Source organism: Pleomorphomonas koreensis DSM 23070, assembly GCF_000425185.1.
Taxonomy (GTDB): domain Bacteria; phylum Pseudomonadota; class Alphaproteobacteria; order Rhizobiales; family Pleomorphomonadaceae; genus Pleomorphomonas; species Pleomorphomonas koreensis.
The window spans coordinates 179,990-193,544 of record NZ_KE384327.1; the positions used below are offsets into that span (position 1 = coordinate 179,990).

Sequence of the window (13,555 nt, forward strand, 5' to 3'; positions counted from 1 at the left end):
TTCATGGGGTGGGTGACGCGTGCGTCATGCAGTTATCGGTTGTTGAATCGACCGTTGCCGCCCGGCGCAACCAGGCGGTCGAGCGCATCTCCATCAGCCGCGAGGCGGTGCGGGCGAAAGCGAAGGCTTCCTCGCCCTCGGTCGCCCGATAGAGTTCGCCCGGCTCGCCGTCGGCGGTCATCACCAGCATCCGGCCGGCGTCGTAGAGCACGTCGATCAGCGTCACGAAGCGGCGGGCGGCGTTACGCTCGCCAGCGGCAAGACGCGGCACGCCCGTCACCATGACGAGATCGAAATGGCGGGCGATCGCCCGGTAGTCGGCGGCACCGAGCGGCCGGTCGCAGAGTTCGGCAAAGGTGAAGCGGGCGCGCCGGCCGGCGGTGCGCGCCACATGGATCAGCCGGCCCTTGACGCGCAGATCGCAAGGGCCCTCGCCGCCGGCCGCCATCTCCTGCCAGAGGCGTTCGGCGGCGGCCTCGGTAGCCGGCCCAAGCGGCGACAGATAGACGTCGGCCGCCGACAGTCCCTCCAGCCGGTGGTCGGCGCCGGCCAAGAGATGCACCACCTTGCAGCGGGCCTTCAGCAGTTCGACGAAGGGCAGGAAGCTCTGTCGGTTGAGGCCGTTCCAGTAGAGGCGGTCGGGCGCGGCGTTGGATGTGGCGACCAGCGTCAGCCCAAGCTCGAACAGCCGGCCGAACAACCGGCCGAGCAGCATGGCGTCGGCGATGTCGGTGACGAAGAACTCGTCGAAACAGAGCAGGCGCACCTCGGCGGAGAGCGACCGCGCCACGATCTCCACGGGATCGCGCGGATCGCCGGCCGCCATCGCCCGCCGCGCCGCCGCGATGGCCTCGTGCATGTCGGCCATGAAGGCATGGAAATGCTGCCGCCGCTTCTTCTCCACCGGCGCCGCTGCGTAGAAATGGTCCATCAGCAGCGTCTTGCCGCGACCGACGCCGCCCCAGAGATAGAGACCGCGCGGCCCCGGCGCCGGCCCGACCGGGATGAGGCCGAGAAGCCGGCGCCGCGGCGGCGGCGCGGCCAGCCGCTCCAGCAGCCGGTCGAAGGCGAGCGCCGCCAGCCGCTGGGCGGCGTCAGGCGCCAGACTGCCGGCGGCGACCTCGCCGTCGAGCCACAGGGTGACCGCGCCGGCGGCCGGCGCCTCGGCCATCATGCCGGGGATCAGCCGCGGAAGAACTGCACGCCGCGCTTGCTGACGTCGGTCTGGCCGGAGAAGCGCGTCGGGCCCGAACCATAGAGGCGGGCGACCACCGAGCCGGAGGCATCCTTCAGGAGAACCGCCTTGTCCGCCAGGTCCCAGGCGTTGATGGACTTGAGTTCGTCGGAGGCGCAGCCGCGCGTCGAGGCGCGGAGGCCACCGGTCCAGTTGGTGGACGACAGCGACAGCTGGCAGGTTTCACCGGCCGAGGCCAGCGTCCAGCCGCCGACCAGATCCGGCTTGCGGATCTCCGGCGCCGCCGCCGGATTGGCCGGCTGCACCATGGCCATGTCGGTGGTGGGCTGTGCGACACCCGGCGTCGTGGGTGGCGGCAGGGCCTGGCTCGCCACGGGATTGACCGGCTGCGGCGCCAGCGGGACGATACGCTGGGGCGGCGGCGGCGCATAGCTGGCGCAGGCGGCCAGCGCGAGGGCGGAAAGGACGGAGGCGGCGGCGATGATGCGCATCAGGTGGGCTCCCGGAGCGAAGAGACGGCGCCGTGGCTCCCGGCGTGATTCTCTTCAAACAGACGACAAATCATAGCCGCGCCGGCCGGCAAGTGAAACCGCAGGCTGGAAAAAGTTCAATATCAACGAATAGGCAAGGCGGCGGCGTTGCACGGCGGGCGCGAAGGCCGCAAGATGCCGGCGGATGCCCTTTTTGCCAAGGGGTTTCGGGCTGGGGGGAGCGCGGAGGATGCTGTCCTTTGTGGCGCGGATACTGGGACTGGTGCTGTTCGCCATCGGCGTGGTGTCGCTGATCTCCGACGGCATCGCGTCGATCGCCGCCGACAAGCTGGTGATGACGCCGCTGTCGGCCAGCCTGACGCTGATCGCCCCCGACATCGTCGATCGGCTGAAGGCGGCCGCGGTGCCGCTGATCGGCGAGACTGCCTGGGCCGATTGGGGGCCGGCGGTGCTCGCCTGGCCGACGCTGGCCGTCTCCGGCCTCTCCGGCATCTTTCTGATGCTGGCCGGCGCCCGCCGCTCGCCACGCACCGCGAAAAAGCATGCCGGCCTCTCCTCCTGAAGGCGTCGTTCTCGGCATCGACGCCGCCTGGACGGCCAAGAACCCCAGCGGCGTGGCGCTGGCGGCCAAGGCCGGCGGCGTCTGGCGCCTCGTCGTCGCCGCCGCCTCCTTCGAGGGCTTCGTCGGGCCGTCCGACAGGGCCGACCCCACGGCGGTGATCGCCGCCGCCAGCCGTCTCGCCGGCCGCAAGCCCGATCTCGTCGCCGTGGACATGCCGATGATGAATGCGCCGATCGTCGGGCGCCGCGCCGCCGACGACGCCGTCAACCGCGCCTACGCCGGCCGCGGCGCCGGCACGCATTCGCCGACGCCGGAGCGGCCCGGCGCCGCCGGCCGGGCGCTGGAGGCGGCGCTCGCGGCGGCCGGCTATCCGCTGGCGACGCTCGACCTCACGCCGCCCTGCCGCATCGAGATCTACCCGCATCCGGCGCTGATCGAGCTGACCGGCGCTGCAAGGCGGCTCGAATACAAGATCGGCCGCACCGGCCGCTACTGGCCGGGCCTGCCGCTGGCCGAGCGGCGGCAGCGCCTCTACGCGGTATGGACGACCATCGTCGCCGCCCTCGAGGGCGTTCTCGCCGGCAGCGCCGACCTCCTCCGCCTGCCGCCGCTGGAGACGCGCGGCAAGACCCTCAAGGCGTTCGAGGATCGCCTCGACGCGGCGGTCGCCGCCTACGCCGGCGCCATGGCGCTCGACGGCCGGGCGCGCGCGTTCGGTGACGCCGACTCGGCGGTGTGGGTGCCGTTGCGTGGCGGTTGCGGCACCGGCAGTCGTCCACTATAGTATCACGATGACCCCCGCCGACGATATCGACGCGCGCATCGGCGCCCGCATCCGCCTCGAACGGGAGAGCCGCGGCTGGTCGCTGACCGAGCTGGCCGGCCGCGCCTCGGTGTCGCGCGCCATGATCCACAAGGTGGAGCGCGGCGACAGCAGCCCGACCGCCAAGCTGCTCGGCCGGCTGTCCGGCGCCCTTGGCCTCAGCCTGTCGACACTGATGGCGCGCGCCGAGATCGGCGAGGGCCGCCTCTCGCGCCGCGCCGACCAGCCGACCTGGACCGATCCGGACAGCGGCTATCTCCGCCGCCACGTATCGCCGGCCTCCGACCTGCCGCTCGACCTCGTTGAGGTCAGCCTGCCGGCCGGCGCGGCGGTGCCGATGCCGGCCGCCGCCTATGCCTTCGTCAACCAGCTGATCTGGATGCTGGAGGGCGAGCTGGTGTTCATGGAAGGCAACACGCGGCACGAGATGGCGGCCGGCGACTGCCTGGAACTGGGACCGCCCGCCGACTGTGTGTTCCGCAACGACGGCGATCAACCCTGCCGCTATGCCGTGGCAGTGTTGCGCCGCGCTCCGCCGGCTTGACCGTCATCATCCACCATATTAGACAAAGACGGCAAGACTCTCCGGAGACCGGCATGCATATCCGCGACGCGGCACAGGGCGACATCGCCGGCATCACGGCGATCTACAACGACGCCGTCGCCCACTCGACGGCGATCTGGAACGAGGCGACGGTCGACGCGGCCAACCGCCTCGCCTGGCTGGCCGACCGGCAGCGGGCCGGCTATCCGGTGCTGGTCGCCGTGGAGCCCGACGGCGAGGTGCTGGGCTATGCCTCGTTCGGCGACTGGCGGGCCTTCGACGGTTACCGCCATACCGTCGAGCATTCGGTCTACGTCCGCGCCGACCGGCGCGGCCATGGCATCGGCCGGGCGCTGCTCGCCGCGCTGATCGAGCGGGCGCGCGGCCTCGGCAAGCACGTGATGGTGGCCGGCATCGAGGCGGGCAATGCGCCGTCGATCCGGCTGCACGAGAGCCTCGGCTTCGAACGCGTCGGGCATCTCGGGCAGGTCGGCGCCAAGTTCGGCGCCTGGCTCGACCTCGCCTTCCTGCAACTGACGCTCGACGATCGCCCGGTTCCGCCGCCGAGGCCCTGACATCCACCGTCAACCGCCTCGCGACGATGCCGGCGCATCCGGGCATCGAGCCACGGCCGATGCCCCGCCCGCATCAGCGGAGACATCGGCAGGCAGCCCACCAGCCGGCATTTCAATGCTGGCCGGCCTCACACGTCGAGGTTGGCGACCGACAGGGCGTTGGCCTGGATGAACTCGCGGCGCGGCTCCACCTCGTCGCCCATCAGCCGTTCGAAGATGTCGTCGGCCTCCACCGCCTCGTGCACCTGCACGCGCAACAGCGAGCGGGCGTTGGGGTCGAGCGTCGTTTCCCACAGCTGCTCGGCGTTCATCTCGCCGAGGCCCTTGTAGCGCTGCATGGTGATGCCCTTGCGGCCGGCGGCATAGACGGCGTCGAGCAGTGCCCGCGGCCCTCGCACCACCGTCTCGGGGTCGCGCCGGCGCAGCGTCGCCGCCGCGCCGTAGATGGCGGCGAGATGCTCGTGATGGCCGCTGAGCTTGCGCGCATCGGCCGACGACAGCAGCGCCGCGTCGAGGATGCTGGTCTCGGTGACGCCGCGCACCACGCGGCGGAAAGCGAGACTGCCGTTCGGCAGCGCCTCGCCGGTCCAGCCCTTCTCGAACTCGTCGGCCAGGGTGTCGAGGCGGAGCGCCACGCTGTCGGCGGCGTTCTGCGCCGCCTCGGGGTTGTCGAGGAGGCGGGCGTCGAGCGCGCCGGCGATCGCCGCCTGCTCGACCACGTCGTGGCTGTAGCGATGGTGCAGGCCCTCGATCAGGCCGCGCACCGAACGCGCCCGGTCGACGATGGCCCGGAGATCCTGGCCGGCCCGCGCCTCGCCGTCGGCGAGCCGCAGCACCGCCTCGTCGAGCCCCTGCGTCACCAGGAAGTCCTCGAGCGCCCGCTCGTCCTTCAGGTACTGCTCGGACTTGCCGCGCGTCACCTTGTAGAGCGGCGGCTGGGCGATGTAGATGTGGCCGCGCTCGATCAGCGCCGGCATCTGGCGGAAGAAGAAGGTCAGGAGCAGCGTGCGGATATGGGCGCCGTCGACGTCGGCGTCGGTCATGATGATGATCTTGTGGTAGCGCAGCTTGTCCGGGTCGAACTCGTCGGTGCCGATCGACGTGCCGAGCGCGGTGATCAGCGTGCCGATCTCCGCCGACGACAGCATCTTGTCGAAGCGCGCCCGCTCGACGTTGAGGATCTTGCCCCGGAGCGGCAGCACGGCCTGGAACTCGCGATTGCGGCCCTGCTTGGCCGAGCCGCCGGCCGAATCGCCCTCGACCAGGAACAGTTCGGTGTTGGCGGCGTCGCGGTCCTGGCACTCGGCGAGCTTGCCGGGCAAGGACGCCATGTCGAGCGCGCCCTTGCGGCGGGTCAGCTCGCGCGCCTTCCTCGCCGCCTCGCGGGCGGCGGCGGCCTCGACCACCTTGCCGACCACGGTGCGCGCTTCCTGGGGGTGTTCCTCGAACCAGGTGGAGAAGGCTTCGTTGAGCGCGCCCTCGACCACCGGCCGCACCTCCGACGACACCAGCTTGTCCTTGGTCTGGCTGGAGAACTTCGGGTCGGGCACCTTTACCGACAGGACCGAGGTCAGGCCCTCGCGACAGTCGTCGCCGGTCAGCGTCACCTTCTCGCGCTTGGAGATGCCGGCGCTCTCGGCGTAGTTGGTCACCTGACGGGTCAGCGCGGCGCGGAAGCCGGCGAGATGGGTGCCGCCGTCACGTTGGGGGATGTTGTTGGTGAAGCAGAGCACGTTCTCGTGGTAGCTGTCGTTCCACCAGAGAGCCACCTCGACGGTGATGCCGTCCTTCTCGGTCGACACCAGGATCGGCCTGGATATGGCCGGCTTCTTGGAGCGGTCGAGATAGCGCACGAAGGCTTCGAGGCCGCCCTCGTAGTGCAGCTCCTCGACGCGCGGCTCGATGCCGCGGTTGTCCTCGAGCAGGATGCGGACACCGGAATTGAGGAAGGCCAGCTCGCGCAGGCGGCGCTCCAGCGTGGCGAAGTCGAAGTCGGTGACGCCCCTGAAGGTCTCGTGGCTCGGCATGAAGGTCACCTCGGTGCCCTTCTCGCCAACCGAGGTGCCGGTGACCGTCAGCGGGCCGTCGGGCACGCCGTTCGAGAAGCTCATCTCGTGCACCTGGTCGTGGCGCCAGATCCTGAGCTTCAGCCACACCGACAGCGCGTTGACCACCGAGACGCCGACGCCGTGCAGGCCGCCCGACACCTTGTAGGAGTTCTGGTCGAACTTGCCGCCGGCGTGCAGCTGCGTCATGATCACTTCCGCCGCCGACACGCCCTCTTCCTTGTGGATGTCGGTGGGGATGCCGCGGCCGTTGTCGCGCACCGTGCAGGAACCGTCGGCGTTGAGGCGCACCATGACGATGTCGGCATGGCCGGCCAGCGCCTCGTCGATGGCGTTGTCCACCACCTCGTAGACCATGTGATGCAGGCCCGAGCCGTCGTCGGTGTCGCCGATGTACATGCCGGGGCGCTTGCGCACCGCGTCGAGCCCCTTCAGCACCTTGATGGATTCGGCGCCGTAGTCGTCGGGGTCGTAGGCTGTGGTGTCGGTCATGGATGCCTTCGTCTCTCTCTCGGGTCCCGTCCCGCGAACCCTGTCATAGAGGCTGGCGGGGGCGGCTTCAACCACCCGCCGAGGGAGGCCGAAAGCCATTTTCTTTCAATAGCTTGCCGGCAATGTTGCGACGCCGGGACCATGGTGCCCGCACCCTAGACCGCCAATCGGGCGGCAAAGCGGCGAATCAGGCCGGAAAATCCCCGGAAAACAGGGCGCCGGCGTCGGGAACGGCGATGATCCCGGCCTCGTTTCCGAGCCCCTCGAAGGGGGCGGCTTCGGTGCCGGTCATGAAGGCCTGAACGCCGAGCGCCGCCACCAGCTCGACGAGCGCCCGCCGGCGGCGGGCGTCGAGATGGGCGGCCACCTCGTCGAGCAGCAGCACCGGCGGCTGGCCGGTTAGCTCGGTGACCAGCGCCGCCTGGGCGAGCACCAGGCCGGTGAGCAGCGCCTTCTGCTCGCCGGTCGAGGAGGCCGAGGCCGGCATGTCCTTCACCGCGTGGCGGACGGCGAGGTCGGAGCGGTGCGGACCGGCGAGCGTGCGGCCGGCCGCCCGGTCGCGCGAGCGGCCGGCCTTGAGGTCGGCCCTCAGCCAGTCCTCGACGTCGGCGGCGGCCGCGCCGTCGAGCGCCGCGTCGACGTCGCCGGACAGTTGCACCGCGGCGCGCGGGAAGGCGCCGCCGCCGTCCGGCCGCGTCTCGATCAGCCGGGCGAGGCAATGCACGGTCTCGCGGCGGGCGGCGGCGACGGCGACGCCGGTGGCGGCGATCTCGGCTTCCAGCGCGTCGAGCCAGGCGGCGTCGGCCTCGCGCGCTTCGAGGAGGCGGTTACGGCCGGCCACCGCCGCCTCGTAGGACGAGACGCGGCGGCCGTGGCCCGGATCGACGGCCAGCACCAGACGGTCGAGGAAGCGGCGGCGGTCGCCGGCCGGGCCGGTGAACAGGCCGTCCATGGCCGGCACCAGCCAGATGAGGCGCAGGTGGTCGGAGAGGCGCTCGCTGCCCTTCTGCGGCTCGCCGTCGACCAGCAGGCGCCGGCCGGGCTCGCCGGCGACGGCGCCGGTGCCGATGCGCACCGGGCCAAAGGCGCCCTCCACCTCGGCCATCACCGAGAAGCCGCCGGGGCCGCCTTGCCGCGCCATCTCGGCCAGCGTCGCCCGGCGGAAGCCGCGGCCGGGGGCGAGCAGCGACAGCGCTTCCAAGACGTTGGTCTTGCCGGCGCCGTTGGGGCCGACCAGCACCACCGACCGGCCCGGAAAATCGAGCGCGAGGTCGGCGTGGTTGCGGAAGTCGGTGAGGCGAAGGCGGCTGACGCGCACCTTCGCTTCGGGACGGGGCGCCTCAGGACGGGGATCGGTCATAATGCTCCGGCAGGTCACACCCGCATCGGCATCAGCACATAGAGCGTGGCGCCGTCGCCGGCATCCTGGATCAGCGTCGGCGAGCCGGCGTCGGCGAGGTGGAACACCGCCGTCTCCGAGGTGAGCTGGCCGGCGATGTCGAGGAGGTAGCGGGCGTTGAAGCCGATCTCCAGCGGCGCGTCCTCGTAGTCGACCATCACCTCCTCGGTGGCGGTGCCCGAATCGGGGTTGACGACGGTCAGCACCAGCCGGCCGTCGGCCAGCGCCAGCTTGACGGCGCGGCCGCGCTCCGAGGAGATGGTGGAGACGCGGTCGACCGCCTCGGCGAACTCGGCCTTGTCGACGCGCAGCTCCTTGTCGTTGCCCTGCGGAATCACCCGGCCGTAGTCGGGGAAGGTGCCGTCGATCAGCTTGGAGGTCAGCACGACGTTGCCGACGGTGAGGCGGATCTTGGCGTCCGACAGCTCGACCTTCAACTCGGCCTTGGGGTCCTCGATCAGCCGCTGGATCTCGCCCACCGTCTTCCTCGGCACGATGATGCCGGGCATGCCCTCGGCGCCCTTCGGCGCGGCGATGTCGGCGCGGGCGAGGCGGTGGCCGTCGGTGGCGACGGCGCGGAACAGCGGCCCGTCGGGGCCGTCGACGGCATGCAGGAAGATGCCGTTCAGGTAGTAGCGGATCTCCTCGTTGGAGATGGCGAACTGCGTGCGGTCGATGAGACGCTTGAGATCGCCGGCCTCCAGCGTGAAGGCGTGGCTGAGTTCGCCGACGGTGATGTCGGGGAAGTCGCTCTCCGGCAGCATCTGCAACGCAAAGCGCGAGCGGCCCGAGGAGATGGCCAGCGTGGCGCCGTCGGCCGACGCCTCCAGCGACACCTGCGCCCCCTCCGGCAGCTTGCGCACGATGTCGTAGAACATGTGCGCCGGCACGGTGGTGGCGCCCGGCCGCTCGACGACGGCCGGCACCGCCTCCTGCGCCTCAAGGTCGAGGTCGGTCGCCTTCAGCTTCAGCTCGTCGCCGTCGGTGCGGATCAGCACGTTGGAGAGGATCGGAATGGTGTTCCGACGCTCGACGACGCGGTGGACGTGGGTGAGGGAGGCGAGGAGGTGCGACCGCTCCAGCGTAACGCGCATGGAAAAACCCGTCTGTCGTGGCGGCCGCGCCGATCGGCCGCACGGGGTGCGACCGGCGCGGCCTTCCGGAAAATCTGGTGCCCGAGGCCGTTTCTCCCCGTGCCGCCAAGGCGGCCGCGGGGAACAGCACATTACGGCAACTGCCGATTTGCGCAAGCCGGCAGGCCGGCGGCAAATGCGGTTTTCGCCGGCGTTTTGGTATCCGGCCGGCCGTCAGGCCTCCAGCATGCGCTTCAGCACCTCGATCTCCTGCACCAGCGCCTCGTCGGAGCCCAGCATCTCCTCCACCTTGCGCACGGCATGCAGCACGGTGGTGTGGTCGCGACCGCCGAAGCGGCGGCCGATTTCCGGCAGCGAGCGCAGCGTCAGCGACTTCGCCAGATACATGGCGATCTGGCGCGGCCAGACGATCGAGCGGGTGCGGCGCGACGACAGGAGGTCCTGCTTGGAGACGTTGTAGTGCTTGGAGACGACGCGCTGGATGTCCTCGATCTTGACGCGGCGGGTGTCGGTGACGCGGATCAGGTCCTTCAGCGTCGTCTCGGCCATGGAAAGCGACAGCGTCAGGCCGGTCAGCTGGTTGTGGCCGGCGAGGCGCGTCACCGCGCCCTCGAGGTCGCGGCCGGAGGTGGTGACGTTGCGGACGATGAAGTCGATGACGTCGTCGGGCACGGCGAAGCCCGGCATGTGGCGGGCGGTGAGCGCGATGCGGCGCTCGACGATCGCCCGGCGCAGCGCCGCGTCGGGGGCGCCGATCTCGATGAGGAGGCCGCCCGAGAGGCGCGAGCGGACGCGCTCGTCCATGGTCTCCAGCTCGACCGGCGGCCGGTCGGCGGCGACGATCACCTGGCGGGCGCCGTCGATCAGCGTGTTGACCGTGTGACAGAACTCCTGCTGGATCTGCTTGCCGTGCAGGAACTGCATGTCGTCGATCACCAGGAGGTCGATGGTGCGCAGCGCTTCCTTGAAGGCCATCGCCGACTGGGTCTGCAACGACTGGACGAAACGGTACATGAAATGCTCGGCGGTGAGGTAGAGCGCCCGCATCTCCGGGTGCCCGGCCTTCAGGCTGTGCACGAGGCCCTGCAACAGATGCGTCTTGCCCTGGCCGACCGAGGAATGGATGTAGAGCGGGTTGAACTTGACGCCGGAGGCCGAGCCGTCGGCCACCTGACGGGCGGCGGCCAGCGCCAGCCGGTTGGAAGCGCCCTCGACGAAATTGTCGAAGGTGTAGCGCGGATCGAGCGGCGAGGAGATGTCGTCGAACAGGCGCGCCGAGGCGGCGTCGGCCACCGGACGCAGCGGCAGGGCGGCGGCGCGCGGCGGCGGCGCGCTGGCCGGGCGGGCGGCTTCCGGCGTCGCGAAGCGGGCCGGCGCCTCGACCTTGGCGCGCATGGCGGTGCGTACCGATACCTCGACCTTGCGATAGGCCGGGCCTTCGGCCTGCCAGAGGGCGGCCAGCTTGTCGCGGTAATGGGTGGAGATCCAGGTCTTCAGGAAGCGGCTCGGCACCGAGAGCCAGACGGTGCCGCCCTCGATCTGCTCGACGTTCATGCCGGCGAACCAGCAGGAGAACACCTCGTCGCCGAGATCAGCCTTGAGGCGGCCGCAAACGCGCGCCCAGGCCTCGCCGTGACCAGGTGCTGCCCCGGCGATGCCGCCGGTTTCCGCTTCCAACATGTTTCGGCCTCCATCAAACTCGTCTCTTACGCCAAACTCGCGCCGGATGCTTCCGCCAGGAACATCCGCCGCGCGGCCCGGAGGATCCCCCGAACCGCTTGCTCAGCCTTCCGCCCGCGGCCGGAAGGTCCATCATGCCCTCCTTTCGGGGAGGGGGAACAGGCGACCGTCTCCTTTCGGAAAACGCGCCCTCCGGCTGTTCCGATGCCGGCCGCAGTCGCCCTGACGGGTCTCAGCTCTGGATCCAGGGCAGGCCGCCGGCCTTCCAGCCGTCGACGCAGCCCCGGTGTCGGTCCGGGCCGAGCGCGCCCTCGAAGCCGCCCGCCACGTTGAAGGCCCGCTTGATGCCGGCGGCGGTCGCCGCGATCGCTGCCGACCGGCTGCGGGCGCCCGAGCGGCAGATGAAATAGAGCGACGCCTCGTCGCCGACCCCAAGGTCGGCCAGCGCCTCGCCCAGCTCATCGGCAAAGGCGGAGTTGACGGTCATGTCGGGAAAGCGCTGCCATTCGACGAGCAGCACCCGCTTGCCGAGGGCGCCGAGATCGGGCAGGCCGACGAAGTTCCATTCGGCCACCGTGCGGACGTCGACCAGATGCGCCGACGGGTCGGCGGCCAGCGCCGCCCACGTCTCGCGCACGCCGACGTCTCCCGCATGACCCGGATTCTCGTCGAAAGACCCCGTATTCAAGATCGCCCCACCACCCAAAGATAAACCCTGAAGAAAAGACAAAACAAAATCGCGCGCCAAAAGCGCACTTGCAACGATCTGCCTTTCCCGGATTGAGTTGGCTACTTTGCCTCGGCTATCGTATTCGAAGAACTACCGACGGCTAGCCCCCTGCTTTAACTTACATTGGCAGACGAGTGCTTGGCTCGCCGGCGACAACAGGGGTGACCATACACAGCCCCCAAGGGACGGGCAAGAGCCGAATCTCCCTAGGGCGTTAACCCGCTTTTTACCCGGCCGGACACCCTCCGAAAGTCGAACGGCGAAGCCTAGGCGATTCAAAGATTTGCAGCTTTCCATCCGGCGGAACCGCATTTGGTCGTAAGCCGCCGGCTCCGCCATTCCTTAGCCGTGTTTTGGTTTCCATTGCGCCGGAATCGATACCGCCCGGAGCCGACGTATGGCCAACATATTGTTTTTTAACAAGAAAATCTGACACCCGACTCTCGCCCCGCCAGTGCGGCAAACCGCGTCCGCCCAAGCCGGAAAAGCAAAAAGGGCCCAGCGCGACGCCGGGCCCCGAAGGGTCGTCAAAAGCAGGTGCGGGCGTCGGCCCGCGCCCGAAGACAGACAATCAGACGCTGATCGCCTTGAGGCGGGCGGCAAGCCGCGACACCTTGCGCGAGGCGGTGTTCTTGTGAACGATGCCCTTGGTCGCCGCGCGCATGATCTCCGGCTCGACCGCCTTGAAGGCTTCGGCAGCGGCGGCCTTGTCGCCAGCGGCGGCGGCCTCCTCGAACTTGCGCACGAAGGACCGCATGCGGCTGCGACGGGCCTTGTTGACTTCGGTGCGAGCCGCGATCTTGCGGGCCGCCTTCTTGGCCGACGACGTATTGGCCATGCTCCAGCCTTTCTCTCTCCCGGCGACGCCGGGCCTTGTTGTTGGATCGTCGCGGCTGCCGGACCCGGCCACGCGGACGACATAAATCCTGTCGGAGGCCGACGACCGCCGGCCACCGTCCTTGGGGCGGGCTTATAGACGCTGGCGCGGCCGCCGTCAACGCCGTCAGCGCTGGCAGGACGGACAAAAGAAGGTCGAGCGTCCGGCCTGACGCAGGCGCGTCACCGTGCCGCCGCAGCCCGGACGTCGGCATGGCTCGCCTTCCCGGTCGTAGACGGCGAAGCGGTGCTGGAAATAGCCGAGCGTGCCGTCGGTGCGCATGTGGTCGCGCAAGGAGGAGCCGCCGGCCTCGACCGCCTCGGCGATGACGGCGCGGATCGCCGCCGCGAGGGCTTCGGCGACGGCGGCATCGGCCAAGACGGCGGCCGGCCGGCGCGGGTCGAGGCCGGCCCGCCACAGCGCTTCGGCGACGTAGATGTTGCCGAGGCCGGTGACCACCGTCTGGTCGAGAAGGGCCGCCTTCAGCGGCGTGCGGCGGTCCGCGAAAGCAGCGAGCGTCGCCGCCGAAAAGAGGTTGGAGGTCGGCTCGACGCCGAGGTCCCTGAGGCGCGGGTTACGCTCGAGCCCCTCGCGCGACAACAGGTCCATGAAGCCGAAGCGGCGGGGATCGTTGTAGACGACGGCCGCCCCGCCCCGCAGATCGAAACGGACGTGGTCGTGGCGGGGATCGCGCGAGCGGGCGAGCGCGAAACCGCCGGGCGTGCCGGTGGCGTCGCCGGCCGCCTCGATGCGGAAGGAGCCTGACATGCCCAGGTGGGCGAGCAGCGTCTCGTCGCCTTCAAGCTCGAACAGCAGGTATTTCGACCGCCGGCCGAGCCCGAGGACGCGCCGGCCTCCCAGGCGCTCGGCAAAGCGCTCGGGAAAGGGGTAGCGCAGGGCCTGCCGGGCGAGCGTCACCCGCTCGATGACCGCTCCCTCGAACAGCGGCGACAGGCCGCGCCGCACCGTCTCGACTTCCGGCAGTTCGGGCATGTCGTGAAGACCTCCGCATTCTGGCAGCCACGTC

13 protein-coding genes are annotated in these 13,555 nt (G+C 70.2%); 4 read left to right on the forward strand and 9 right to left on the reverse strand.

Going from position 1 to position 13,555, the window contains the following annotated elements; genetic code table 11:
- Position 1 precedes the first annotated feature (1 nt).
- Both zapE and H512_RS25380 read right to left on the reverse strand, forming a co-directional pair.
- Entirely contained in the window at positions 2–1,174 is a 1,173-nt protein-coding gene (zapE, locus tag H512_RS25375; protein WP_215905419.1) for a cell division protein ZapE, read from the reverse strand.
- A gap of 8 nt (positions 1,175–1,182) precedes the next feature.
- Positions 1,183–1,686 carry an AprI/Inh family metalloprotease inhibitor gene (locus tag H512_RS25380; protein WP_053240119.1) on the reverse strand — a complete coding sequence of 168 codons (504 nt, stop codon included), beginning with the start codon at positions 1,684–1,686 and terminating at the stop codon, positions 1,183–1,185.
- Between the two features lie 229 nt (positions 1,687–1,915).
- Between H512_RS25380 and H512_RS0120940 the strand changes: the two genes are divergently transcribed.
- From H512_RS0120940 to H512_RS0120955, 4 genes are read left to right on the forward strand one after another with little or no spacing between them, the layout of a single operon-like run.
- A complete protein-coding gene (locus H512_RS0120940) occupies positions 1,916–2,248 on the forward strand; it encodes a hypothetical protein (protein WP_026785058.1) in 333 nt (110 codons plus the stop codon).
- Positions 2,229–3,032 carry a DUF429 domain-containing protein gene (locus tag H512_RS0120945; protein ID WP_026785059.1) on the forward strand — a complete coding sequence of 268 codons (804 nt, stop codon included), beginning with the start codon at positions 2,229–2,231 and terminating at the stop codon, positions 3,030–3,032. Before H512_RS0120940 ends, H512_RS0120945 begins: the two co-directional genes overlap by 20 nt.
- Before the next feature lie 7 nt (positions 3,033–3,039).
- Positions 3,040–3,615 (forward strand): helix-turn-helix domain-containing protein, encoded by a 576-nt coding sequence (locus H512_RS0120950; protein WP_026785060.1) that lies wholly within the window; start codon positions 3,040–3,042, stop codon positions 3,613–3,615.
- A gap of 53 nt (positions 3,616–3,668) precedes the next feature.
- Positions 3,669–4,190, forward strand: a complete 522-nt coding sequence (locus tag H512_RS0120955) for a GNAT family N-acetyltransferase (protein WP_026785061.1) — start codon at positions 3,669–3,671, stop codon at positions 4,188–4,190.
- Positions 4,191–4,318: 128 nt separating this feature from the next.
- Here H512_RS0120955 and gyrB read toward each other — a convergent pair whose 3' ends face one another.
- The 7 genes from gyrB to mutM form a co-directional block, all read right to left on the reverse strand.
- The gene (gyrB, locus tag H512_RS0120960; protein ID WP_026785062.1) at positions 4,319–6,748 is read right to left on the reverse strand and encodes a DNA topoisomerase (ATP-hydrolyzing) subunit B; all 2,430 of its coding nucleotides are present in this window, start codon (positions 6,746–6,748) and stop codon (positions 4,319–4,321) included.
- A 187-nt stretch (positions 6,749–6,935) separates the two neighbouring features.
- Positions 6,936–8,108, reverse strand: a complete 1,173-nt coding sequence (gene recF / locus H512_RS0120965) for a DNA replication/repair protein RecF (protein WP_053240120.1) — start codon at positions 8,106–8,108, stop codon at positions 6,936–6,938.
- 14 nt (positions 8,109–8,122) lie between these two features.
- Positions 8,123–9,241, reverse strand: coding sequence for a DNA polymerase III subunit beta (gene dnaN / locus H512_RS0120970; RefSeq protein WP_026785064.1), 1,119 nt, complete (start codon positions 9,239–9,241; stop codon positions 8,123–8,125).
- A 213-nt stretch (positions 9,242–9,454) separates the two neighbouring features.
- Positions 9,455–10,921, reverse strand: a complete 1,467-nt coding sequence (gene dnaA, locus H512_RS0120975) for a chromosomal replication initiator protein DnaA (protein WP_053240121.1) — start codon at positions 10,919–10,921, stop codon at positions 9,455–9,457.
- 232 nt (positions 10,922–11,153) lie between these two features.
- Positions 11,154–11,558 carry a rhodanese-like domain-containing protein gene (locus tag H512_RS0120980; RefSeq protein ID WP_245585474.1) on the reverse strand — a complete coding sequence of 135 codons (405 nt, stop codon included), beginning with the start codon at positions 11,556–11,558 and terminating at the stop codon, positions 11,154–11,156.
- Between the two features lie 664 nt (positions 11,559–12,222).
- On the reverse strand, positions 12,223–12,489 hold the full coding sequence (gene rpsT, locus H512_RS0120985; RefSeq protein ID WP_026785067.1) for a 30S ribosomal protein S20: 267 nt from the start codon (positions 12,487–12,489) through the stop codon (positions 12,223–12,225).
- A gap of 165 nt (positions 12,490–12,654) precedes the next feature.
- Positions 12,655–13,521 carry a bifunctional DNA-formamidopyrimidine glycosylase/DNA-(apurinic or apyrimidinic site) lyase gene (gene mutM / locus H512_RS0120990; RefSeq protein WP_026785068.1) on the reverse strand — a complete coding sequence of 289 codons (867 nt, stop codon included), beginning with the start codon at positions 13,519–13,521 and terminating at the stop codon, positions 12,655–12,657.
- Positions 13,522–13,555: the final 34 nt, after the last annotated feature.